A 24114-nucleotide genomic window follows, 5' to 3' on the forward strand; every position below is an offset into this window, starting at 1 on the left:
AAGCCCAACATCGTGAGCGGAGGTTCCATGCGTCTGATCGTGCTTGTTTCCTGTTTCGTCTGTTTTTCAGCATTGTGCATCGGGCAGAACAAGGGAGTGCCGGCTGCGGATAAAACGCTCACGAATGATGCGTATGATTTCATCAGCAGCAATCGTGTGCATATGTGGTTCAGCAACAACGGATCGCTTTCCCGTAATCCGCTGACGGATGCTTCAGGATTCGAATGGCCCGCAGGCAGCGGGAAACACGTGGTTTTTACCGAGGGACTCATCATCGGTGGACTGCTCGACGGCGAACCGCATATCGCGGGTTCGACCTACCGGTATGGTCTGCAGGCAGGGGGTATTCGTCCCGACGGCACTGCGGATAATCCCGCGTCTCCGATGAACAGAATCTACCGGGCGCACCGCTATGACCCGGTATGGCTCAATCAGCTGTCTCCGCAGGACAGGACACGTATTCTTACCGACCTGCGCGACTGGCCGGTGCAGCTCGGAGCCCCGTGGGTGGATGCGAACGGCAATGGCATCTATGATCCGGATCCGGACGCCTGGGCAATGGGACAGCAAAGCGATACGCCGCTGTTGCCGGGCGACGAAGTGTTCTGGTTCGTGAGCAATGACCTGGATCCAAGCCGAAGCAGCAATCTCTATGGCACCATTCCGATGGGACTGGAATTCCAGACAATGATATGGGCGTCCTCGGGACATCCTCTGCTCGAGAATGTGATATTTCGTGAGCACACCATCATTCACAAGGGCAAATCGCGGGTCACGGACCTGCGCATCGGTGCGTGGGAAGATCCCGATCTCGGCGAGGCCTGGGACGATTTCTGCGGAGTCGACACCTCGCTCGGACTTACCATCGCATACAACGGTGATGCCCATGATTCGTACTACGGTACACCGCCATCGAGCGGTATTCTCTGGCTGCAGACGCCGGTGACACCGCAAGCGGGCGCCACTGCACACTACGGACTCGGTTTGCGTCAGGACTATGCCAATATTCCGCTCTCGGGCTATGTGCATTACATCAATGGTGACGCCGTCTACATGGATCCGTATCTGGGGCACCCCGTCGGAGCCATACAGATGATGAATTACATGAGCGGTCTCTTGCATACGGGTGATCCGATGATCGATCCGATTACGAAACTGCCGACGACCTTCACCCTTGCAGGAAACGCCGTGTTGGGAAGCGGCTGGGTGGATGGCATCGGAGCGCCGGCGGGAGACAGGCGGCAGCTGTCGAGTTGCGGGCCGTTTACCATGGCCGCGGGTGATACGCAGAAAGTGCTTCTCGCGCGGATTGTCGCGCAGGATGGCAACAATCTGCTGAGTACACGGGCGCTGCGCAATGCGGCACGGCAATTGCGCGATATCTTCCGCAACCTGCCCATGGGCGCGCAGGCACCGGTGTTCCAGTCGTCTCTCCGACATCCCTCGGCCGACAGCTATGAAGTGCGGGTCAGCGGTGGTCCATTTCCTTCGGGCACAACACAGGTGATCGCCGTGCTGCGGAGTGCCGACGGCGCTGAAGTGCAACGTGCGGCTCTTGCCGATGATGGTTCCACCGGAGACGAGACTGCGGGAGATGGTATCTACGGAGGAATTCTCGCGGGGAACGGCGCGGTGCGTGGCGCGGACCTTTTCCTCATCAGTACCGATGGCGCGGACGCGATGGAGTGGTTCGTGGAGAGCGAAATCGCCTTACCCGGACGTGCGCGTGTGCGCTTTACCGGTGTGCACTCCGACAGTCCGAATTTCGACGGCAAAGTCAATCCGGGTGACAATGTGCGCATCGGGCTGCGGCTGGAGAATCACAGCAGTGTTGACATGGGACCGTGGCATCTTTTTATTCGTGACGAAAACGCCGCACTCGCCGACAGGGGCACCATGCGCTTCCATACCACAGTGCCGGCGTCCGGAGCGGTGGAGCCGGTCTACGATCCGGATGACGCCGAAAGCTACATCGCATTTTCCATTCCGTCGAACGCCGTGCCGGGGAGCATGCTGACCTTTCCGGTAACGATGATATCCGAGCAGTACTGCCTCTTCCAGGATACACTGCGCCTCGAAGTCGAAGAGCAGGAATTGCCGCTGGCACACGGATTGCTCAGACATGTGCAGGGGCGTGCCCTGGGATCGCTCGGTTACAGCATCGTGGATCCGACCGCGCTCACGTTGTACGACTACAGAGTCAGCATCGAGGGTGCGGATCACGAATTCGAGAAAACCATTCATGTCGAAAACGTTACCCTTGGTACCACCATCTACAGAGGCTATGCCCTGCCGGAACGCTATCCGCACAGCGGAACCCTGATCGATGGCTGGCTTCTTACGATGGGGACCGCCAGTCATGATGTTCTCTACTGGTCGGACGGTTTCAAGCTTTGGAGTCCGACTCCTGTTTTCGGAGACTTCTCCGAGCCCACCCGCGAATGGTTCAGCATCTTCGAGGGCAATCTCTTGATTGGCGAGGATTTCACCTTCGGAAGCAATCTCAACGCCTATGATATACTCCCCGTGCAGCTCATTTTCGACAAGCAGAATGGACAGAAGGCCATGGGCTATTTGCGCGGTGGCAGTCCGAATTACGGATATCAGGGATACTTCGATATTCCTGTCCGTGCCTACGACGTCAGTGATCCCGCCAAACCGCGTCAGATCATGCTCGGCTTCAGCGAACAGCGCACCCGTCCATCCAACAACAATACCTGGATGCCGACGGCGGATCCGAACGACCGGGAAATCCTGTATGTGTTCGCGGATGATTACACCACAGAACCAGACGTAAAATTTCAGCGGCCGATAAACACGGAAGCGGTAAATCTGGATCTTCTGTACTGTGTCTGGGCGATGCGCGCGGATTCCCTGCCGGAATTCGAGGATGGTGATACCTACACGCTCAGTTCCTATGTTCCGGTAAGCCAGCGCGACGTGTACATCCTGTCAAAGCCGCGCACGCTCGCCGTCGAGCAACTCTCACCGCAGCCGGGCGCTTTCGCACTGCATGCGAACTATCCCAATCCCTTCGGGCCGGGCAGCGCAAGCGGCAGTACGCACACGACGATCAGCTTCGATCTGCCGGCCGAACAGAGTATTCGACTCTCGGTGTTCGATGTGCTCGGACGCGAAGTATCGGTACTCGCCCAGGGCCTGTATGCGGCAGGCCGATACAGTGTGCGTCTCGATGCCGCTTCGCTTTCGCATGGATTGTATTTCTATCGTCTCGAAAACGGATCCGCTTCGATCAGCAAACGTATGATGCTGCTCCGATAAACGAACCGGCCATCTTGCGGGTGGCGTTGCAGAGCAAGGCCGTTATAAAAAGACACGGGCGGGGAAATCCCCGCCCGTTCCTTTGCGCTGCGCTCCATGCATCATCAGGGTGTGTGACGGATCGCTCCGTACAGCACCGTGACGCGCATGTTCGTGCGTTTCCAGATGCCGTCTTCACGTTCAAGTCGCAGTACGGGGGTGTAGACCTTGACCTTGACCGTGTTTCCGCTCGCTTGCACCGCCGTGTATTCCAGGGGAACATCCACAGCACTCCTGTTTTCGTATCGTTTTTTCAGGCTGTCCAAAGCGGGGTCCAGCGCTATGCGCAAGGTATCGGCGGGCTGATCCGGCGGCGTGTACACAAAGGTCAGGGTGTCGAGCGTGCCGTTGACGCTGTAGCCGGCGTGATCCGACGTCGCGGAATTCTTCGGGGTGCGTGCGAAGTAATACATCCCGGGAAACATGCGGTCGTATCCCTGCACATCAATCGTTTCACCCTCACGGCTTTCATAGCGCAGTTCGTCGTCGGACTGCGCCGGCTGAGCCGCGATGTACTGAATGCCCAGGTCGGCGGCGATGGTGGATGCGTCTTTCCACTCCGAATACGTCACGGATGAATCAGCTCTGAGCGATGTGTCGAACCACGATTCTATTGCGGTATAACCGTGGATTTCATGCAGGTACTGCAGGACCGCGCTGATTTCGCGCGCGTCCTCCCGCGGTACCCCTTTTGTCGCTTTACGGATGCTGCCGTCGTCGAGCATGCTGTTTGCTTCGAGAAGGTGCTTCAACCGCTGTGCCTGGCTGCTCTCGGAGATAGAGAACGCTCCCCAGGGACCGAATGACACGAGGAGGGTGATGGCGCACAAGGTAAGCGGTATGGCTTTGATGCTTTTCGCTTTGCTGAAAACGAAGTAGAGTACCATTATCCCGAGCCACACACCGGTGACAACGGCGATGTAGCGGCTTTCCGTCATGCCATAGTCCGAAAGCCGGCGCAGGACGGCGAGAAAATACACCACGACAAAGGGCGCGAGCACGATGTAGAACCAGCGCGAGGCCAGAGCGATCCAGCGAGAACCCTCCCGTTCACGAATGGGATGCAGCAGCAGCAACGCGAACATGCCCGCGACGGAGAAACCGAGAATCAGCCGGGCAATCCAGCCGTGCGGCCAGGTCCAGCCGACCATGATTTTCCCGGTGTACGCGACAAGGATAACGAGATAGATGACGATCAGCGGGAGCAGCACGTACTGCGAGAAAATTTTCAGACCCTTCGGATAGTCATCCGACTGATCCAGCGCATCCAGATCTTCCGGCACTCCTGCCAGAAAGAACCAGGTGTTCAGCAACCCGAGAAGCATTATCCACAGCTGGAAATAGCGCTTTCCGTGTATCGTCACATCGAACAGATTCTCCACGGCCGCCAGCGCGATGGCGAGGCCGGCCCAGAGAACGACGGTGAACAATCCCGCCGTGAGCAGCCGGAGGAAGAGTGTTTTGTTGAAATGCCAGAACCCATTGACCTGCCCCCGCCGCAGCCAGGGTGCGATGGCAACGAAGAGATGCAGCGCCACCGCCAGCATGAAAAAGCGAATGATATGCAATTGCGGTGCAATCGGCAGATTGTCGGGCAGCGTCAGGGCGTAACCAGCCAACAGGATCAGGGCGCCGATCTGCGTTCCGCTCGATGTGCCCCGGCTCCAACGCTGTTTCTCCGCAAGCAGCGTGAGCCCTGTCAGGAACGGAACAGCGAGGACGGCGACGAGGAGCACGCGAAAGGCCCACAGCGGTTCGGGTTGAGCTTCGCTGTTGGCGAGCAGCAGCGCCATCACGGTGCCGGTCGACGCCGCCAGAAGAACGAAGGGGAAGCGCCGCAGTGTCCGCAGAGCTTCGTGCGTGATCTGTTCGAAAGAAGGAAATTTCATGATGGAATTCCGATGAGTCAGAATTCTGCAAAGTACGAAAACGGACGATGCGGAGTTACATGCAAAAATCGATCCCCTCTCACCGTCTCCCTCCGGACAGAATGAGACACACCGCCCGCGGATAGTGCGGGCGGTGCGCCCTCGTCCCTTTCCCTCTGCACTCTGTGTCGGGATCACTTGCCGGCGAAGTGTGCTTCCTGTACTTCAGCCGCCGGTGTGTCGTGAATAATCCATGTGCCGTCATCATCAAAGCTGTAGTGTTGCGGGATGCGCTTCACGATGGTCAGATAATCCTCCAGCGGCTTGAGCCTTCGGATGCTGTCGTCCAGTGCCTCTTCGGTCGCCCAGGGCTGCACATTTCTGCTGGCCTTGAGACGTTCGCGCATTTCGACTGGGATGTTGCCGGGAAGAATGACGAGTGTTATGCGCGGGACTTCCACCGCGGTCGGATCGCCTATCTGTTGATGAATGCGTTGCAAAAATGCATCATCGAGGGAAATGCTGTTGCGGTCGAGTGTCCGGCCTTTGACAGTGTATCGTTCGAATGTTCCGGGAATGGTCTCGAAGGTGAATCCGAGCTGTGTGCTGCCCTCATTGTCCGTCAAATGGAGAGGGAATATGCCTTCCGGAAGACGGCCGTCGCCAATGATGCTCGTTTTGCTCCCCGCAGGGAAGGTCCGCCAGATTTTGCCGTATTCCACCGCTTCGTAGCGGTCGAACTGATTCCGAATCATCAAAGTCGCTGCGCCGTCATATTTCCATACGACGATCAGTATGTCATTGGAGGAATCGTGTGTCCGGGCGGTTGAGGTAGAGTGAGAGAGGCCTCCTGCAAAGAGAACAAGAATTGCAGTGAGGATGATGCGATGGTTGTTCATGGAATACTCCGCTGGAAAACAATGATGAATTCAGTGAAATATGTCGCGATGAATCAACCGGGCTCCGTTTCTATGGCAGGATGCGATGTCATATGGTTACTTGCATATTTTGTGCCAAACTTGATAAATGTGATTGCCGGCCTGAAAAGCATAGTTACATTGCAGACCGTGAATATCGCTCACTTTGGCGTGAAATATCCGCGCGATACTGCCTATCCCCATTCCTCTTCCGCCGAGGTGGATTCGATACGCAGAAAACATCACACGGAACATTGCACAATCCGGCATCGTTTAATAAGGCTCTGTGCGCGTGGTATACACTTTGAAACACGAGAGTTCCGAGATAGACAGAAAAGTCAGTGATACCAGGTATGCATGGATAGAAAGTGATGCGCGTCGGTACGCGCATGAATCGGAGAGGTCGGAGGCACAGTACGGCGCGTTTCTCGGACATCGGAAACAGACTCCGTCTCCCGCGCGGATACTCGATGTGGGAGCGGGTCCGGGGTCGCTCACCGCGCGCATAGCGATGTGTTTTCCCTCGGCCGCTTTCACGGCGCTGAAAGTATCACCCGTAATGATGCAGTAGGGTAGAGACTATATCGCCCAGCGCGATTTACAGTGTCGCGTAGAGTATGTGCAGGTGGACGCGGGTCCGTGGGCGCGATGAATGATATCGGACGCTATGATCTTATCTGCAGTTGTTTTTCCATGCATGAGTGGAAAGACCCGCGCCGCGTCGTGATGCAGCTTCGCAGCATACTCGCTCCGGGAGGCAGCATGCTCCTGCGCGACCTTCGCCGGATTCCATGGCTGACGTGGCTTCCGCTGCGGCTTCCGATGCTCGAATCAATTCGTGCCTCCGACACCGTGGAGGAAGTGCGGAAGGAGTTGAGCCGATTGCCCGATTCAGATGTAACGGTGCAAGCGGATGCCCCCTTCATGCTGACAGTGAAAATCCGCGCGACGGGACTGTGACGCTTCGTCGCATCGAACAAGAGCACCGCCCGCACATTCGCGGGCGGTGTTGTTTACAGGAGGCGGTCCGCAAGAAATCCTGGCTCTGTGGGGAGGTTATCCGGAGTATGTGTCGCGGACGGTGCGCATCCCGAAACGGTAGAACAGCGCCGGTATGACGATCATGTTCAACGCCGTGGAGGTCAGCAGGCCGCCCAGAATGACGATGGCCATGGGCGCTTCGATTTCCTTGCCGGGTTCATCCATCCCGAAAGCGAGGGGCAGCAGCGCGAGCGCGGTGGTGAGCGCCGTCATGATGACCGGGCTGAGACGTTCGAGCGAACCGCGTTGCACCGCATCGCGAAGCGCACAACCTTCATCGAGCAATCGCTGATAATGCGCTATCATCAAAATTCCGTTCCGTGTCGCGATTCCGAATAAGGTGATGAAGCCCACCAGCGCGGCCACGTTGATCACGCCACCCATGAAGAGCACCGCCCATATCCCGCCGATCAGCGCCAGCGGCAGGTTTGCCATAATGAGAACGGAGAGTTTGAAGGAGCGGAATTCCATGAACAGAATGATGAAAATCGCGAAAATGGAAAGCACGCTCAGTCCTGTGATCACGCGCGTCGCGTTTGCTTCGCTTTCGAACTGTCCTCCGAGTTCATAAAAATATCCGCGCGGAAATTTCACATTCGCTTTCAGACGTTCCTGTATTTCGCTTACTGTCGAGTGCAGGTCGCGTCCATCCACATTAGCCTGGACGACCATTTTTCGCTGAACATTTTCACGACCGATGGAATGCGGACCGAACGCGTAGCGAATATCCGCAAGTTGTCTGAGCTGGACGCGTGCGCCCTGCGGTGTATCCACGAGGGCATTGCGTATCGCCTCGATGTCGCCCCGGGATTGGGCGTCGTAGCGCACGACAAGATCGTAGCTGACGTTGCCTTCCAGAATTTTGGACACCGCTTCGCCGGCAAACGCCGCATCGATCACATCAGCGAGCGTCGCGGAGGACACTCCGTAGCGGGCCATTGCGGACCGATCGAAGCGAATCGCAACCTGCGGCACGTTCATCTGTTGTTCGATGGCGAGATCCACAATCCCGTCGACGGATTCCATCTCAATACGGGCCGCTTCTGCGAGATGAGACAGCTCCGTCAGACCCGGACCGAACAATTTGAGAGCAATGTTCGCACGCGATCCGGAGAGCATGTGGTCGATGCGATGTCCGAGCGGCTGACCGATGGTCGCGTTCGTACCGGGTAGAGAGGCCAGGGCGTTGCGCACCGCTTTCAGAAAATCCTGTCTGGAACGATCACCTAGTGTATAACGGACGTCAAGCTCCGATACGTTGGAGCCCTGGGCATGCTCATCCAGTTCGGCGCGTCCGGTCCGTCGGGCTGTACCCTCCACCTCCGGCAGCGCGAGCAATTCCCGTTCGGCTCTGCGACCAATAGCGTCGGATTGATCGAGCGACGTACCCGGCATGGTGACCAGCGAAATGGTGAGTGATCCCTCGTTGAACTCCGGGAGAAAAGACCGTCCCAGAAAAGGTACGGTGCCCACCGCCGTCACAAGAAGTATGATCGCGGCACTGAATATCAAGCCGTGACGGGGCAGGGTGTACGTCAGCGTACGGTCGTACATGCGTTTCAGTATGCGAACGACTCGACTGTCTCCCGCGTCTGTAGCTTTCACCGATGCAGGCAACAGGTAAGAACTCAGCACCGGAGTAATGGTTACCGCGACGAGCAGGGATGCAAGTATGCTCGTGACGTATGCGATACCCATGGGCAGGAGCAGGCGACCCTCCAAACCGCTTAGGAAGAAGAGCGGCAGGAATACGATGATGATGATAAACGTGGCATGCACCATTGGGGACATGATTTCGAGCGATGCCTGTACGATCACCGATGACGCGGGCTCCCGCTGTTCCGTTTCCAGGGCGGCGTTGAGACGCAGGCGGCGATAGACGTTTTCCACGTACACGATCGCGTCGTCCACCAGAGCACCGATGGCGATTGCCATTCCGCCAAGCGTCATGGTGTTGATCGCAATGTCCAGTGCCTGGAACACGACGAAGGTGGCCAGCAGAGAGAGCGGTATCGCCAGCACGGACAGAATCGTGATGCGCACGTTTCCGAGGAAGAGGAGCAGAATGAGAATGACGAGTATCGCTCCGTCACGCAGCGCTGAAATCACGTTGTCTATCGCGCGCGTGATAAAATCCGCTTGCCGGAATACATGCGTGTCGATGGTAATGTCCGGAGGTAATTGGTCCGTCAGCCCCGCCACCGCAGCATCGATCTTTTCCGTCAGTTCGAGCGTGTTCGCGTTCGGCTGTTTTTGCACGATCAGCAGTACGGCGGGACGGCCGTCGATAGAGGCCGTGCCGAGGCGGGGTGCTTCGCCGATAGCGACGTCGGCGACCGAACGCAGAAGTATGGGAATGCCGTTGCGGGTGGCGACAACCGAGTTGCCGAGTTCCCCGATGTCGTGGATGCGGCCCATCCCGCGTATGAGATATTCTGTTCCGCGATCATTGTATATACCGCCCGACGAGGTTGCATTCGCGCCCTGGACGGCGCGGAGTACATCTTCAAGTGTAAGATCATAGGCGGAGAGTTTTTGCGGTGACACATGGACCTGATATTCCTTCTGTGCGCCGCCCATGGGAATGATCTGCGCAACACCGGGAATTGCAAGCAATCGGTGACGCACCAGACGCTCGGCGGCTTCGCGAATACGCATTTCGGCACCTTTGTCATCAGCCCGGCCTCCGCGATGGCGCATACCGACAAGCATGATTTCGCCCATGATCGATGTGACCGGAGCGAGCACGGGAGGATCGGCGCGGTCGGGAAGTACAGCCGTGACCAACTGCAATTTCTCGTTCACGATTTGCCTCGCAAGGAAGACGTCCATGTCCCAATCAAATTCCACCCACACGATGGATATGCCGGCCGCGCTCGACGAGCGGACGCGGCGGACACCGTTCGCGCCGTTCAGCGCCGTTTCGATAGGGAAGGAAATCAGAAGTTCCACTTCCTCCGCGGCCATGCCGTGCGCTTCGGTCAATACCGTGACCGTCGGTGCAGTGAGGTCCGGGAACACATCCACCGGCAGGCGTATCGCGATGATCGATCCGAAGATTATCGTCGCGACGGTTGTCAGTAGAACGAGCAGTTTATTTCGCAGCGAGAATTGCAACAATGCACTGAACATGATCACACCTGTATTTGAGCGAATGAGCTAGTGAGCATGACCGTGTTCCGGCACACTGCCGGAAAGCGATGCAAGCCGTACCAACTGAGCGCCTCTGTTTACGATACGCTCTCCTGCGTCAAGGCCGTCAAGAACCTCCACATAGACCTCGCCATAGCGTCCGGGCTTGACCCTCCTGCGCTCAAAGGCCTCGCCCTCTTTCTGCACATACACGATATGCACGCCGTCGCCTTCATCGATGATCGCCGAGCGCGGAACCGCAAGTACAGGCTGTGCGGAGCCGAATTCGATGCGGGTGTCGGCGTACAGACCAATGGAAAGCGCCTTTCCGGGATTGTCGAATTCGAATGCCACGTACAAGGTTCGGGTTGCCGGGTCAAGGACCTTGCCCGTGGACAGCAGGCGTCCGTTCAGAGCACTGACTCGATAGGGTGTATCAAATCCCTCGGCTTCGAACCACGCGTCCGAAATGTTGCCCGCAGCGGACGCATGCGGTGCCGGGAGACGGGCGCTGAGCACCAACCGCGAGGGATCGGCGAGAACGAATAATTGTTGTCCCGCAGTGATATGTTGGCCGGGACGCACGTTGATCCGTTCCACGATGCCGCTGATGGGCGCAGTAATACGGAGTGTGGCGTCGGCGCTGCCGGCTTCCCATGATGCGGATTTTTTCAACAAGTCATACCCCGCGCGTGCGGCATCGTAGCGGTGCCGCGCCGTCTCGAGGCGTTTCACGGAAACAGAACCGTCTGCATGCAGACGTTGGGCGCGTTCAAAATCGGCTTCCGCATCCAGGTACTCTGCACGCACCTGCGCCAGACCGCTTATATTGCCCGGATCAGGTGAGAGCGTGGCAAGCACACGGCCTTTATTGACCCAGGTTCCGTGTGTGGGAAGTTCGGAACCCGGCCGTACGAGCAGGATGCCGTTCACAGGAGCGGCGATGTCGACCATTTTTCCCGTCGGGGCGAGCAGCTCTCCGCTCACGGACACAGAGGGATTTACCGGATGCATGGCCGCCACTTCGGTGGAGAAGTCATCGTTCCATTGCTGCTCCTTCAGAAACGTGATCGTCGCACTCGCGTCGGCCTGGTGTTCTTCTCCCTCCCCATGGGCATGTTCCTTCTGAATACGGACAACCGGCAGTGCGCAGGTGTCGATGAATGCAGCATCGCGATACACGAGTTGCACTGTATGCGCTCCCTCGCGGGCAAAGCGATGACGGATGGAGTAGATGCCGGGGCGATGCGCGCGGGAGACCACGGTTTCGACAGTGCCGCCATCGGGTCCGGTGACGAGCAGCGCGACTTCGCCCTGTGAAATCGGAGACCAGTCCGAAATCCTGGTCAGATGCGTGAGAAAGACAATGTCGGCGGGGCCGTGCGGGACGGGATACTCGATGAAAATTTCCAGACTGTCCGTCCATCGGGTAACGACCACCGACTCTTCGTGCGCGTGGTGATCGTCATCATCATGTGTATGTGTTGTGCATGCCGCGAAACACAGCAGCGGCAGAACAAGAAAAAGCGATCTGAAGTACATGGGAATCTCCGTTGTCATATCAATTCGTTTCCTGAAGCTTAAAAATGGAGCCACCCGCCGCATATTCGAGCCTGAAGGCGGCGCGAAGCATGGATGCCCGCACAGCGGAGCGCAGTTCCGCGTTGTCGATATGTGCGCGTATTGCGTCGAGAAATTCGACAAGGGAAAATTCCCCCTCCCTGTACGCGGTGGTTGCGGCGGTTACAAACCGGGCCGCTTCGTCTTCGTCTGGGAAGCGGAGCTCGGCGGCCTGATCCTGTAGTTCCCGAATGGTCGCGACACCGCCCTGTATTTCGAGAGCGATACGCTGTTCGAGTTCCCGGATTTGTGCAAGCAGACGCGCTTCATCCGCCACGATAGCTCGCGAGCTGCCCTGATCGCGGTGAAACACCGCGAGCGGCAGCGAAACCGTAAACACCGGTCCCCGGAAATCATCCGATTGCCTCTTATAGCCTCCTCCAAGTCGTAGCTTATCCATCCACTGTGTCCCGATCCACGCACCTCGCCGGCGCAGTTCTTCCTGTTCGGCGCGCAACGCTTGCAGATCAGCACGTCGCTCCAGCGCTGTCGCTTGCAACGCGGCGAGCTCAGGAGCGCCGTTGAGGACCTGCGGAAGCATGAGCCGACGCGCTTCGAGGGCATTCAGGGGTAATGCCATCAGCAGAGCGAGTTCGGTTTCCGCTTCGCGGACAGAGGCGGACGCTTCGGTATGCCGCCAGCGCAGCCGTGATAGCTCGGTGCGGAGCCGCTGCTCCTCATACGCGGAGATATCACCCTCCCCGGAGCGTCGTGCTGTCGTGCGGTCGAGGGAGCGCAACACCGTCTCCATCTCGCGAAACGAATTCTGCATTTCCCGTGCCTCCCACAGGCGTATGAAACCGTCGCGAACATTGTATGCGAGTGCTTCAAGACTACGAGTACGGCGATGGGCCGCCGCGCGCACGGCGAAGTCGGCCGCGCCGATGCGCTTCCCTCTGGTCAGAAGGGAAAAAAACGGATAATCTACGGCCAGGGTCCACTCGGACAGAGAGGCACCCTTGTGATGTAGTTGCTCTATGGAAAAGCCGGCTTCCGGATTCGCATACAGGCCGGCCTGCTCTCGCTCGGCATGGGCTATGTCGAGAAGGGCATCCTGGCGGCTCGTCTCATAAGACGCACGCATCGCAACGTCAACCGCATCGCGAATTGTCATTGCTGTCGGTATGTCGGCCGATTGAGAAGTCGCGATCCCCGGCAGGATCAGAAAGTGTAGTATGAAAGCGCACAGCCGGATATGCTGATTCATTGCGGAAATCCTCCGTAATAGCATCACTGAAATGATCCGGAAGTGTAATCCCGGACAGTAGATTATGTGGGAAGGTGAGACCGGTTGATCAGGTAAGGGCGGGAGGAGGAAGATTTGCAGCGCGGCGTAGAAGTTCCTCACGCACGGCGCTTTGGGGAGGGGTAGTCGGGAAGGGAAGTATCTGCCGGACGAGGTCCGGGCGCGTATCGGCCAGAAGATTCAGGAGAAAGGTGTCGCAATACGCGGGATGGTCGGGTATTTCGGAAGTGCCGGATGAACGAGTGAGCGCAGTCGCGGTCATCTGCAGGAACAGATCGACGGGCTGATGATCGTGACTGTGGGGTTCGTCGGAGTGCTCGTGCGGATGCTCGTGCGGATGCGATGCGTGCTCGTGATGAACGGTTTCCAGATGCGCGTGATGCCGCTGCGCCATCAAACCCATCACGGGAACGATGACTGCGAGCAAAAGGCGGAGTATCCTGAAACTGAAGCTTGCACTGTGCATGAAAAAAAATACGCAGGATATTTTATTCAGACAAGTGAATTGCATCGTATATGAATCGATCTCCGGATTCGCATCCAACGAACACTTGCAATTCTTCGCAACGGTTTGGCGCGGGAAGACGGCTCACAGAGCAGAAGTACTATCGTTGTGTGGAAACGGAAAGGCGCAAAGTCGCTCTCGGCTCATTCACGGACGAGGTTCCGCCCTGGAAATTGACCGTGGCTCGATGGAGCGGCTCAGGAGACCGTCGTCCGGGATCCATGCTCCTCAGTATGCCGTCCCCAAACTGTTACAAAAGGCAGGAAGTCTCCTCGCGAAGGTCAGCGCGGTCTGTGTGGAGGCAACGCTTCGTCAGCGCCTCCAACGGAAGCGCTGACGCACGAATCGAAGAGAAAGGACGCATGTTCCGCCATAACAGTTTTCACACTTCGTCAAAGATCTCCGTGAACGGCGCATCGGGATACACCCGTCGAAGCAGGAGCATACGCTGCCGCGAAGGAAAGATCGCGAACGTGTACACCGGCGGCCAGTCGAGGTGGTATTCGTCGCGCATGAATTGCAAAGCGCGCTGGAAAAACAGGTGCATCGCGACCTGGCGGTCGAATGCTTGCTGTGAACAGGTCCACACCGGCAGCCAATCGTACCGCTCTACCTGCTCGTAGGGCGTCTGCTCCCACGGCAGAGCGCAGAGAAACTGTTTACCCGGCCCGAGAATAATCGCAGGATCGATGCTGATCGGGTCGCCGAGATCATTCCTTCCGTACCAGACCATCTGCGCGAATGCCTGCGGAAGTAAAGGAGAAAGCCTCATTTCCTCACGAATTGCGACGGCCTCTTCCATGGTGAGCATGCGGACGTCGTCCAGCGCATTGCCTTCCCGCAGCAGGAACGCGCGGCTCAGCAGCTGGCAGGCGAGTTGCGCTTCGGGATCGTTTATTCCGGCAAGAGAATTGTATACTTCCGTAGCACAGTCATACCATCCTTCGCGGAAGTAGGACAAAGCCAGATAGTACCGCACACGAAAATCCAGGGGATCGAGCCGAAGAAGCTCCTCGAACAGCGGAAGACTCGCACGATACGCTCCGACCTGAAACATGGTCGTTGCGTTGTGCATGGTGATATCGGCTTTGTCGGGTTTGGGGCGAAATGTGTGCTCGAACATGATGCACTCCTTTTTAGCTGTTGATGAATAGTGGCCGCAATAGGGAGCAAATCGCCACGGGAAAAAATGTTGCGCAGAGACGTTGCATGTACCGTCGCTACGCGGGGCAGGGTTATTCCTGCAGGGGTCTGATGTTATAGAGTCCGTCCGCTGTTGCCGTGTAGGAAGGGATGCGTTCTGTCGCACGCGAGCGAAGCAATACATTCCGCATGTTCTCGTAATGGGCGCGAAGCAGAAGGCGGGAGGCGGCACCAGTGGATCCGAATTCCTCCTCCGCTTCGAAGATCATCTGCTGATAGCGCGCCTCGTTGTCGAAGGGAAGGATGAGGACAGGGATGCGCTTGCGGGCGGCCGGACGCGTCGCGGCAAGGAGGTAGAGCTTTTCGATGAGGCTGTCGGTCATTGCGACGCAGCCGATGGAAACGCAACGACCGTGTATGAAAATGTCGCCGCCCTGTGACCAGCTCTGCCGCGTCAGGCGCATGTAACGCGCATGGCGTTTGTCGTCCACCGCGTTGGGGTAGTTGATTTTCATGGAGAGATGGTAGCGGCTGGCGGGATTGAGATGCACGATAGAATAGATACCGTCCGGCGTCATACCGTCGCCTTGCTGCGCCTTGAAGCCCGGTTCGAAGCCCATCGTGCAGACGGGGAAAGAGGCGAGGGTGTCTCCGCTGCCATCCTGACGGACAACGTGCAGCATCCTTGTCTGTTTGATGATGACGAAACCGATATCGGCGCGCTTCCAGGTGCTGTCGCCGAAGGCTTCTGTCCAGTATGCGTCGTGCCGCGTTTCGAGACGCCGCATCAGCGTCTGCGCCTGCGGGAGGGCGGCGGGCAGAAGAAGGAGGAAAATGAGAAGGCGGGGCAGGGTGTTCATCGCTGGGACTCCTTTTTAGCTGTTGTTTTCGTGGCCGCAATAGGGATCAAATCGCCACATACTGAAAATGATACAAGAATGTACCGATGAATTCAAGGCAAAATCCATGCCATGCAATAATCGGTCAATATGAACGGATTTCGCCACGGTACTGTGCGCCGGAGTCACAACGCTGTTGCGGTGGTTCACAGGCAGGAGATATGCCGTTGCAGAAACAGTCAGCCGGGATGGTGTCCATTCAATGACGAAACTCTGACAGTCTCGTGACATTATGATGCGCGAGAAAGATGAAGTTTACGGTAGATCAGCGACAGAAAGCGTCGCTGCGATACGAGGCCGAATACATCCCTGGAGGCAGCATGTCACTCTTTGCCGGAATACTCATCGGATTCATTCTCGCCCTTCCTCCGGGAGGGATAGTGCTTGTCGGAATGAATCTCGCGATGCAGGGCGGATTTCGCCGCGCGGTTCCGTACGCATGGGGGACCATGCTTGTGGATACCGCGTATGCATTGCTTGCGGTACTCGGTGCCGGTGTCGTCGTTCATGCCTACAAGAGCGTGGTGGCTTCCCTTCCCGTTCTGGTCATCGGCATGCAGGCGGTTATCATTACGGCTCTGCTCGGATACGGACTCTATCTTTTCCTTCGCAGGACCCCGACGCTCACACGCGATGCGAACGGCGGGTTTGACACAGGGAGGTTGCATACCCGAACCCGCGGCAAGGCACCCTTTCTGCTCGGCGTGGGGCTCAATATCTCGAATATTTTCAGTCCTACCTTCCTTGCGGCACTGGCGATTGTGGCAACGCAGGCGCACGCATTCGGCGTCAGACCGGGAAATACGTTGGACGCGGTTCTCTACGCAATCGGCTTCGGTATCGGCAACACGCTGTATATGCAGATCGGAATGAAGCTCGTCGAAAAATACACAAGCCGTCTGCAACCGCGCCATCTGCTCGGAGTTCAGAAAATCGCCGGCATCGCCTTCGCCGCTATCGGCGGCATGCTGTTCGTGTATGTGGTGCAGCAATGAAAGCACAGGAAATGGAATACCGATCCGACACGGCCTTCCCACGCGTGGATGGCATGAATGGAAGTCATCCGGCGTCCGCGCGTTGCCATCGGGAAGTGAAGAGCGAGCATTATCGTCAACCCCTGCAAACGCCGTTCACAAGGTCCGAGCGGGACCATGTGACGCTGCTCTTCGGAGGATTGACGTTCGCGCATGAGCGCCTGTTCAAGGCATTGCTCGAGAGCAGGGGATTCCGGGTCTGTGTACTTCCCACACCGGTGCTGGCGGATTATCAGACGGGTCGTCAATACGCAAATAACGGATTCTGCAATCCGCTGTACTTCACCGGCGGAAGTTTGATCGCCTACCTCCGGAACAAGGAGCGGGAGGGCCTGTCGCGTGAAGAAATCTGCCGGAGTTTCGTGTACGTGACGTCCCGGTCCTGCGGTCCGTGCCGGCTGGGGCTGTACGAGCAGGAATACCGCAATATTCTCCGCAACGCCGGCTATTCCGGTCTCAGGGTGTTCGCGTTTTCCGATACGGTATCGCTCCGAACGGGGAACAGCGACGAGGGGTTGCCCTTCGATGTGCATTTCTATACCAATCTGTTCAGCGCGGTGATGCTTGGCGACATCCTGAATGATCTCGCGAATCGCACGCGTCCCTTTGAGCGTGAACCGGGCGCTACGGACAGGGCATGGGAGGAGTCCATTCGATTTGCAGAGGAGCGCCTGCGTAACAGGCCGCGCTTGAACGTATGGATGGAACGACGATTGCCGTCGTGGCTGCGGGCACCGTTGGAGATCATCGGACGCGCCGTCTCCTGGGTGATGGACGCCCGATTTTTTGGTGTGATCCTGCATGCACGCAGACAATTCCTCGGTGTGCGCATCGATCCTTTCCGCGTGCGGCCGGCGGTAAAACTGATCGGGGAGTTCTGGGCACAGACGACGCTCGGCGACGGTAACTTCCGCGCGCATAGTTTTCTCGAACGCCACGGCGCCGAAGTCGTTGTCGAGCCGGTCACGACCTGGGTACTGTATTTGTTGTTCGAAGCCGATCAGAAGCTTCGATTGCAAAAGACACAGCTCCGCCATAATCGCGGTGAGGGTATACGGGCGGGTTTACGTTTTGTCGGTCGCATGCTGTTGCTGGGTACCAAGTCGATGCTCCCGCGTATAGCGGAAATGCTGGTGCGCGCGAAATACAATACGATTCGGCTTCTGTTCCGCGGTGTGCCTGATCCGCTGCCGGACATCTACGAACTCGCCCGGCTCGCCGGGGAATACTACAATCCGGCATTGCTGGGCGGCGAAAGCCACATGGAAGTGGGGAAAACCCTGTACTACACGCAGCGCAAACGGGCGCATATGATTGTGTCCCTGAAGCCGTTCGGATGTTTGCCCAGCGGCATGTCGGACGGCGTACAACCGCTGGTGCGGGCGCATCATCCCGACACGCTGTATCTGTCGATTGAAACATCCGGCGAGGGGAGCACGAACGCGCAGAGCCGCATGCTCATGGTTCTCAATACGGCGCGCGAACGCGCAGAGCGGGAGAATGACGCCGCACGAAACTCACTGCGCGAATCCCATGCACGTGCGTCGGAGCGCATCGATAATTACAGCCGCGACGCGCATGCATTGCTCCGCCTTCGGGCTCGGGGAGTGTACGCCTGCCGCGCCGCGAGCGAACTCGCTTCCCTGCGCCACGTAACGCCATCAGGCAGGAGTACCACACGATGAAAGCGCAATCCGTATTTATCGGCATAGACATCGGCAGCATTACCGTAAAGGTTGTCGCGTATGACACGGCCTCGCGTGTGCTGCTGTGGAACGGGTACAGACGGCATCACGCACGGCAGCTCGATACCGCCGTACAGCTTCTCGCCGATGTCCATGCGGCCCTGAGTTTACCGCCGCATACTCCTGTCGCGGTCACCGGTTCCGGGGCACAGCAAGCGGCCGGACAGGAAGATCTCCCGTATGTGCAGGAGGTGAACGCACTGATGCGGGCGGTGCGCACTCTGCATCCGCAAGCACGCAGCGTCATCGAACTGGGCGGGGAGGACGCCAAAATGGTGAGCATCGATCTTCTGGACAACGGCGAAACCGGAATGCTGCCGGTCATGAATGAAAAATGCGCGGCCGGTACGGGAAGCATGATCGATCGCATGATGGCGCGTATGGATCTCACTCCTGAGCAAGCTACGGGCATTGCGTACCGGCCCGGAGCGCGACATCCTATTGCCGCGAAATGCGGGGTGTTCGCCGAAACCGATGTCGTCGGATTGCTGAAAAGCGGTATTGCCCGCGAGGAACTCGTGTGCGCTCTCTTCGAGGCGATCGTGCAGCAGAATCTCGCGACGCTTGCACGAGGGCGCACTCCGCTGCCGCAGGTTCTGCTGCTCGGCGGTCCGCATCTGTACTATCCAGCGCTCGTGCAGTGCTGGAAGCACCGACTAAGCGACCTCTGGAGGGCACGTGGCATTGAGTACTCAGCCGAAAACGAATCTGCTGTGCTCGTGCCGGCTTATGCGCTTTTTCTGCCCGCCATTGGCGCGGTGCTGGAGCTGGAACGGCTCGGCAAGTGTAACGAGCAAACGGAAAGTATTGAAGAGCGGCTTCGGCGTGCAAGTATGCGTGATACCGGAAAGCTGCGATCCCGTATTGCATTTGCATCGGACAAGGAATACCGCGACTTCGCGCAACGCTACACACCCGAAGAGTTCCACGCGCCCGACCTGTCGCGGCAGGCGGTTGTCCGCGTGCATCTCGGAATTGACTGCGGTTCCACATCCATCAAGGGCGTGCTTCTTGACGAGAGCATGCAGGTGCTGCGGAAGGATTTCTCATTTGCGACACACGATCCCATCGAGGATGCCCGGCGCATGTTGTTCCGGTTGCGCGAGAGCGTTGAGGAACAGGGAGCGGGACTGGAAATTCTGTCTGTCGGCACGACCGGATACGCCAAAGACGTTCTTGCCGCTGTGCTGCACTCGGACATTTCCGTCGTAGAGACCATTGCGCACAAGGAAGCAGCGCATGCGTATTTCCCGGATGCGGATGTGATATGCGACGTCGGCGGTCAGGACATCAAGGTAATGTTGCTGCGGGAGGGAAGCGTGGCGGATTTCCGTCTGAACACGCAATGTTCTGCCGGGACGGGATACTTTCTGCAGACCGTCGCGGACCGCTTTGACACCAGCATCTATCGCTTCGCGGAAGAGGCGCTTGCTGTCGAATATGCTCCGGAATTCAGCGCGGGGTGTACGATTTTTCTCCAGTCGGATATCGTCAATTTCATGCGCGCCGGGTACACGGCGGGTGAGATCATGGCCGGAGTCACGCAGGTGCTTCCGGTTAATATCTGGGTGTATTCCGCGCGTATCTACGATCTGCCGTCGGCGGGGCGCGTGTATGTTTTGCAAGGTGGCACGCAGCGCAATCTCGCAGCGGTTCGTGCGCAGGTGCAATACATCAAGGATGCATTCAGCTACAGCGGTCTGGAGCCGGTCGTTCATGTGCACCCGCATCCCGCGGAAGCGGGAGCCATTGGTTGTGCCATGCTTGCAGCGGCGGAGGCAGCGGGAAGCGGCGGCAGCGGTTGGGTCGGCTTCGAGGCGCTCGGGACCTTGCACTGTGAAACCGAGCAGTCCGAGCGTACGCGATGCCGCGGTTGCGCAAACCGCTGTGCCCGCACGATCATACGCGTACACTCCGCGCAGGCCGGATGGGAGTGCGGTGGCGAAACGCTCATCATCGCACCCTGTGAGCGCGGCCGCACCGACGATGCCCTGGTAGCCAGGCGCATTCTGTTGCAGGAAAAAGAGAGAAACATTCAGGCACCGAATTTTGCCCGCGAAATGGAGGAGATGGTGTTTTCGCCAAAGTATATAGCGCAGGAATTGCGCCAGATGTATGGAAACAGCGATGCGGCGCCCGAAGACGGAGTCATTCCTCCCGGACTCTGCATCGGTATTCCCCGCGTCCTGAATTTTTATTCCTATGCGCCGCTGTTCATTGCATGGTTTCTCGCGCTGGGATTCCGGGAGGATCAGATTCGCATTTCCAGAAGCACGACGCGAAGAATGAGCAGCACGGGGACTGCCCGTGCGACAATGGATCCTTGCTTTCCGGCAAAGATCTGCTTTGCCCACATAGAGGAACTGCTCCGGGAAGGCGAGGCATGCGGCGGTGAATCATGGATATTCTTCCCCGCCATTCTACGTTTACCAGGTGCCATCGCCGATTCTGTGGACAGCATGACATGCACGGTTACCGCTGTGATGCCAGAAGCGGTCAACGCCGCGTACATGCTCGAAGGAAATGATTTCGCCAGACGGGGCGCACGGTATCTGCACCCATTTCTTTCCATGGAGTCGCTCAAAGCATTCAGCGCCACCATGGCTTCCAGCTTCGAGACCTTGCTCCCATTTTCGCGCGGCAGCTTCCGGCAGGCGGCGGAGCGCGCATGGGCCTTGCAGGAGCAGGTGATGCGAACGATACGAAGCCGGGCCCGCGCGACGCTGGAGTCGCTGGAGGCGGAACGGAAGGTGGGACTTGTCCTGCTGGGGCGGCCGTATCACGCCGATAACGGTCTTAACCACGGGGTCCTTGAAGCGCTGCATCGGATGGGCTTCCCGCTGTTCACGGCGGAGACCCTCCCGCGTGACGAAGAGATACTCGAGCGCTTGTTTGGCGGCCATGAGCAGTCGGTGCGTGACGTGTGGCCGAACCCGTACAGTGAAAACAGCAGCAGGAAAATGTGGGCGGCAAAATATGCGGCGCGTCATCCGAATCTGCTGGCCGTGGAACTGTCCAATTTCAAATGCGGGCATGACGCGCCGACGTACTCCGTGGTCCGTGACATTTTTCAGGCGGCGGGCAAGCCCTTCTTCTCCTTTCTCGATCTCGACGAAAACACACCGCGGAATACTCTGAACATCCGCATTGAAACGATACAGCATTTTCTCAAACAGTGGTGTGGGAAGCGGAATTTTCTTCCCCCGCAATTGAAGCAAAAGGAGGCGGTATGTGTGCAGCAGCAATGACGCAGCCCATGCCGGCATGGCGCCACGTCCTCATCACAGGCGCGGCGCAAGGTCTCGGCAGAGCGCTGTCCGAGCTCTGTGCCCGGGCCGGAATGACCGTGAGCATGCTCGATGTCAATGCCGAAGTGCTTGCCGCGGCATCGGACGCGCTTCGAAATGCCGGAGGACGTATACAGCCCGTTGTGTGCGATGTGCGGGACGGCGAATCCGTGCGGAGCGCTTTCGAAGCAGTGCAGATCAGCGCTCCGGCTCCCGACGCGCTCATTTGCTGCGCGGCCATCGGCGACAGTGAATGGAAGCGGAGCTTCAGCGCCGAAGTGCTGGAAGCGGTTCTCAACGTCAACGTCCTCGGCATCGCGCGCTGCATGGAGCACTGCCTGCCGTTGATGCATGCGGGCGGGGGTGGCGACGTTGTGCTGATCAGCAGTCTCCTCGATGCGCGGGGCTACCCTGGCACGGCCAGTTACTCGACGGCCAAGGCCGCCTTGCGCGCAATGGCCGACAGCGCCCGCGTGTTGCTGCGCTCGAGCGGAATCAGAGTGGTGCTCGTGCGGCCGGGTTTCATGCGCACGGCGATGACGGAAAAAAATGCGATCAGCATGCCCGGTATGCTTACACCCGAGCAGGCGGCGGAACGCATACTTCGAGGTGTTGCGAAGGCAAAGGCCGTCATTTCCTTCCCGCGTTGGCTGGCTATACTTGCTGAGCTTGCGCGGCTGCTTCCTCGAACTCTGTACGAACACATAGTCCGCATGGGCATGGTGAAGGACGGTGAAGCGGAGGATCTCCACTACTCTCCGGCCCGGACACACGGAGGTGTATCATGACTCCAGGAACCGTTCTACTTGCCGCAAACGGCATAAGTAAATCCTACGGAAAGCGACGCATACTGCACGATGTCAGTCTCGAAGTACGCGCGGGCAGCATCGTCGGGATATGCGGGGAAAACGGTGCCGGAAAATCCACGCTCCTGCGCATTCTCATGGGGCTGCTGCCGCCGGACACGGGTACGGTATCCTGCGGAGTGCGCACGGGATACTGTCCGCAACAGGTGCAGCTCTTCGACCAGCTCACAGTTGATGAGCACTTCCGCTACTATGCCTGTGCCTACGCCACGCGCGTAAATGGCAGGTCGTTGCGTTCCGCTACGGAACTGAAACGGCGCACGGATGAGCTGAAGGACATGCTCCAGCTTTTTCCCGCGAACGGACAGCAGGTACGCGCACTGAGCGGAGGGACACAGCAGAAGCTGAATCTTGCCCTGGCGTTACTGCACGATCCGCAACTGCTGATTCTCGACGAGCCGTATGCGGGTTTCGACTGGGAAACCTACCTGCGTTTCTGGGACATTGCCGGTGAGTTGAGCGCGGCGGGCAAAGGGATTCTTATCGTATCACATCTCGTATTCGATCACAAGCAATTCAACACACTGTGCACGCTTGCACACGGAGCACTGACATGTTCTTCCACAGAATACTGACAGGGGTGCGTATGACGGCGCGGGAAATCCTGCGTTCGCGCTATATTCTCGCATTGGTGGTCGCTATGCCGCTCATTTTCTACCTGATGATTTACGTCACATCAGCCGAACGTGATATACCGGTACTGTTCGGGATGGTGTCCGATGCGCGCGAGTATATGGTAAACGAGCGCGACGAATCGCTGTTGTTTTTCGGCACCGGGGCAATTGCGCTCATTGCGGCCTTCATCGCGCTGAAGCTGACGCAGCGGCATCACGACAGCAGTCGCAGGTTGATACTCTGCGGTTACGGAACGTCGGAAGTGCTGTTGTCCCGCGTCGGGACGCTGCTGCTTTCCCTGCTTCCGCTCGGCTGCTATGTGGGTTTGATGCTATTATTCTTTTTTCAGCCCGACAGACTGCCTGCGGTGATCGCTGGTTTTGTGCTTGCCGGCTTCGTGTATGCGGCGTTGGGTGCGCTGATAGGGGTGCTGTTTCACAATGAGATCGAGGGAGTGCTGGCGGTACTGCTTATCGCCAATATCGATGCGGTCTGGATGCAGAATCCCATCTACTACACAGCGACGGAACACAGGGAAATAATCCGTCTACTGCCTGCGTATTTCCCGACGCAAACGAGCATGATAGGCGCCTTCACGCAGGAATCGGTGCTGGCCGCCATGGCAATGAGTTTCCTGTATGGTTCGATTCTTCTCTTTCTCGCCCTGCTTATCTATCGCAGAAATATGCGGATTGTGTGAATGTGTGCATGGAGGAACAGTCGTCAGAGGACGGCATCCCGAAAAGCGACACAAAGGAATTAAAGATGGGAGAGAACTTGCGACCGGCCTGCCTACGTTGCCGGCAAGAACCAACATCACGGGATTAGGACGGTCCGAAGCAAGGAACAGCCCGCCGAAAGCACAGGGCGCGTTC

The 24114-nt window shown here is 57.9% G+C and carries 16 protein-coding genes; 8 read left to right on the forward strand and 8 right to left on the reverse strand.

The window, feature by feature from the left end; translation table 11 throughout:
* The first annotated feature begins 27 nt into the window (after positions 1–27).
* On the forward strand, positions 28–3282 hold the full coding sequence (locus M5R41_16925; GenBank protein MCZ7558087.1) for a T9SS type A sorting domain-containing protein: 3255 nt from the start codon (positions 28–30) through the stop codon (positions 3280–3282).
* Positions 3283–3386: 104 nt separating this feature from the next.
* Here the strand turns inward: M5R41_16925 and M5R41_16930 are convergent, their stop codons facing one another.
* Both M5R41_16930 and M5R41_16935 read right to left on the reverse strand, forming a co-directional pair.
* Positions 3387–5210, reverse strand: a complete 1824-nt coding sequence (locus M5R41_16930; GenBank protein ID MCZ7558088.1) for a DUF4153 domain-containing protein — start codon at positions 5208–5210, stop codon at positions 3387–3389.
* Between the two features lie 173 nt (positions 5211–5383).
* Positions 5384–6088: a hypothetical protein gene (locus tag M5R41_16935; GenBank protein ID MCZ7558089.1), complete on the reverse strand. Its 705-nt coding sequence runs from the start codon at positions 6086–6088 to the stop codon at positions 5384–5386.
* A gap of 666 nt (positions 6089–6754) precedes the next feature.
* Between M5R41_16935 and M5R41_16940 the strand changes: the two genes are divergently transcribed.
* On the forward strand, positions 6755–7066 hold the full coding sequence (locus tag M5R41_16940; GenBank protein ID MCZ7558090.1) for a class I SAM-dependent methyltransferase: 312 nt from the start codon (positions 6755–6757) through the stop codon (positions 7064–7066).
* A 96-nt stretch (positions 7067–7162) separates the two neighbouring features.
* Here M5R41_16940 and M5R41_16945 read toward each other — a convergent pair whose 3' ends face one another.
* From M5R41_16945 to M5R41_16970, 6 genes are all read right to left on the reverse strand, one after another.
* Positions 7163–10279, reverse strand: a complete 3117-nt coding sequence (locus M5R41_16945) for an efflux RND transporter permease subunit (GenBank protein MCZ7558091.1) — start codon at positions 10277–10279, stop codon at positions 7163–7165.
* 27 nt (positions 10280–10306) lie between these two features.
* Entirely contained in the window at positions 10307–11821 is a 1515-nt protein-coding gene (locus tag M5R41_16950; GenBank protein MCZ7558092.1) for an efflux RND transporter periplasmic adaptor subunit, read from the reverse strand.
* Positions 11822–11840: 19 nt separating this feature from the next.
* Positions 11841–13106, reverse strand: a complete 1266-nt coding sequence (locus M5R41_16955) for a TolC family protein (GenBank protein MCZ7558093.1) — start codon at positions 13104–13106, stop codon at positions 11841–11843.
* Between the two features lie 88 nt (positions 13107–13194).
* Positions 13195–13611, reverse strand: a complete 417-nt coding sequence (locus M5R41_16960) for a hypothetical protein (GenBank protein MCZ7558094.1) — start codon at positions 13609–13611, stop codon at positions 13195–13197.
* A 421-nt stretch (positions 13612–14032) separates the two neighbouring features.
* Positions 14033–14773, reverse strand: a complete 741-nt coding sequence (locus M5R41_16965; protein ID MCZ7558095.1) for a hypothetical protein — start codon at positions 14771–14773, stop codon at positions 14033–14035.
* A gap of 112 nt (positions 14774–14885) precedes the next feature.
* Positions 14886–15653 carry a L,D-transpeptidase family protein gene (locus M5R41_16970; protein MCZ7558096.1) on the reverse strand — a complete coding sequence of 256 codons (768 nt, stop codon included), beginning with the start codon at positions 15651–15653 and terminating at the stop codon, positions 14886–14888.
* A gap of 359 nt (positions 15654–16012) precedes the next feature.
* Between M5R41_16970 and M5R41_16975 the strand changes: the two genes are divergently transcribed.
* From M5R41_16975 to M5R41_17000, 6 genes are read left to right on the forward strand one after another with little or no spacing between them, the layout of a single operon-like run.
* The gene (locus M5R41_16975) at positions 16013–16687 is read left to right on the forward strand and encodes a hypothetical protein (GenBank protein MCZ7558097.1); all 675 of its coding nucleotides are present in this window, start codon (positions 16013–16015) and stop codon (positions 16685–16687) included.
* On the forward strand, positions 16684–18411 hold the full coding sequence (locus M5R41_16980) for an activator of (R)-2-hydroxyglutaryl-CoA dehydratase (protein MCZ7558098.1): 1728 nt from the start codon (positions 16684–16686) through the stop codon (positions 18409–18411). The genes M5R41_16975 and M5R41_16980 overlap by 4 nt, the downstream gene beginning before the upstream one ends.
* On the forward strand, positions 18408–21719 hold the full coding sequence (locus tag M5R41_16985; GenBank protein ID MCZ7558099.1) for an acyl-CoA dehydratase activase-related protein: 3312 nt from the start codon (positions 18408–18410) through the stop codon (positions 21717–21719). The genes M5R41_16980 and M5R41_16985 overlap by 4 nt, the downstream gene beginning before the upstream one ends.
* Entirely contained in the window at positions 21701–22546 is an 846-nt protein-coding gene (locus M5R41_16990; GenBank protein ID MCZ7558100.1) for an SDR family NAD(P)-dependent oxidoreductase, read from the forward strand. Before M5R41_16985 ends, M5R41_16990 begins: the two co-directional genes overlap by 19 nt.
* Positions 22543–23199 carry an ABC transporter ATP-binding protein gene (locus tag M5R41_16995; GenBank protein ID MCZ7558101.1) on the forward strand — a complete coding sequence of 219 codons (657 nt, stop codon included), beginning with the start codon at positions 22543–22545 and terminating at the stop codon, positions 23197–23199. The genes M5R41_16990 and M5R41_16995 overlap by 4 nt, the downstream gene beginning before the upstream one ends.
* A complete protein-coding gene (locus tag M5R41_17000; GenBank protein MCZ7558102.1) occupies positions 23178–23939 on the forward strand; it encodes an ABC transporter permease in 762 nt (253 codons plus the stop codon). Before M5R41_16995 ends, M5R41_17000 begins: the two co-directional genes overlap by 22 nt.
* The last annotated feature ends 175 nt before the right edge of the window (positions 23940–24114 follow it).

The sequence above is a fragment of the Bacteroidia bacterium genome (genome assembly GCA_027493955.1).
Classification (GTDB): Bacteria; Bacteroidota; Ignavibacteria; order SZUA-365; family SZUA-365; genus JAOSJT01.

What these genes read in the sequence shown, in the direction of transcription:
- M5R41_16980 (MCZ7558098.1), top strand. Translation starts at nt 16,684, where the DNA reads ATGAAAGCACAGGAAATGGAATACCGATCCGACACGGCCTTCCCACGC.
- M5R41_16935 (MCZ7558089.1), bottom strand. Translation starts at nt 6,088, where the DNA reads ATGAACAACCATCGCATCATCCTCACTGCAATTCTTGTTCTCTTTGCA.
- M5R41_16985 (MCZ7558099.1), top strand. Translation starts at nt 18,408, where the DNA reads ATGAAAGCGCAATCCGTATTTATCGGCATAGACATCGGCAGCATTACC.
- M5R41_16990 (MCZ7558100.1), top strand. Translation starts at nt 21,701, where the DNA reads ATGTGTGCAGCAGCAATGACGCAGCCCATGCCGGCATGGCGCCACGTC.
- M5R41_16945 (MCZ7558091.1), bottom strand. Translation starts at nt 10,279, where the DNA reads ATGTTCAGTGCATTGTTGCAATTCTCGCTGCGAAATAAACTGCTCGTT.
- M5R41_16925 (MCZ7558087.1), top strand. Translation starts at nt 28, where the DNA reads ATGCGTCTGATCGTGCTTGTTTCCTGTTTCGTCTGTTTTTCAGCATTG.
- M5R41_16955 (MCZ7558093.1), bottom strand. Translation starts at nt 13,106, where the DNA reads ATGAATCAGCATATCCGGCTGTGCGCTTTCATACTACACTTTCTGATC.
- M5R41_16950 (MCZ7558092.1), bottom strand. Translation starts at nt 11,821, where the DNA reads ATGTACTTCAGATCGCTTTTTCTTGTTCTGCCGCTGCTGTGTTTCGCG.
- M5R41_16930 (MCZ7558088.1), bottom strand. Translation starts at nt 5,210, where the DNA reads ATGAAATTTCCTTCTTTCGAACAGATCACGCACGAAGCTCTGCGGACA.
- M5R41_16960 (MCZ7558094.1), bottom strand. Translation starts at nt 13,611, where the DNA reads ATGCACAGTGCAAGCTTCAGTTTCAGGATACTCCGCCTTTTGCTCGCA.
- M5R41_16940 (MCZ7558090.1), top strand. Translation starts at nt 6,755, where the DNA reads ATGAATGATATCGGACGCTATGATCTTATCTGCAGTTGTTTTTCCATG.
- M5R41_17000 (MCZ7558102.1), top strand. Translation starts at nt 23,178, where the DNA reads ATGTTCTTCCACAGAATACTGACAGGGGTGCGTATGACGGCGCGGGAA.
- M5R41_16970 (MCZ7558096.1), bottom strand. Translation starts at nt 15,653, where the DNA reads ATGAACACCCTGCCCCGCCTTCTCATTTTCCTCCTTCTTCTGCCCGCC.
- M5R41_16995 (MCZ7558101.1), top strand. Translation starts at nt 22,543, where the DNA reads ATGACTCCAGGAACCGTTCTACTTGCCGCAAACGGCATAAGTAAATCC.
- M5R41_16975 (MCZ7558097.1), top strand. Translation starts at nt 16,013, where the DNA reads ATGTCACTCTTTGCCGGAATACTCATCGGATTCATTCTCGCCCTTCCT.
- M5R41_16965 (MCZ7558095.1), bottom strand. Translation starts at nt 14,773, where the DNA reads ATGTTCGAGCACACATTTCGCCCCAAACCCGACAAAGCCGATATCACC.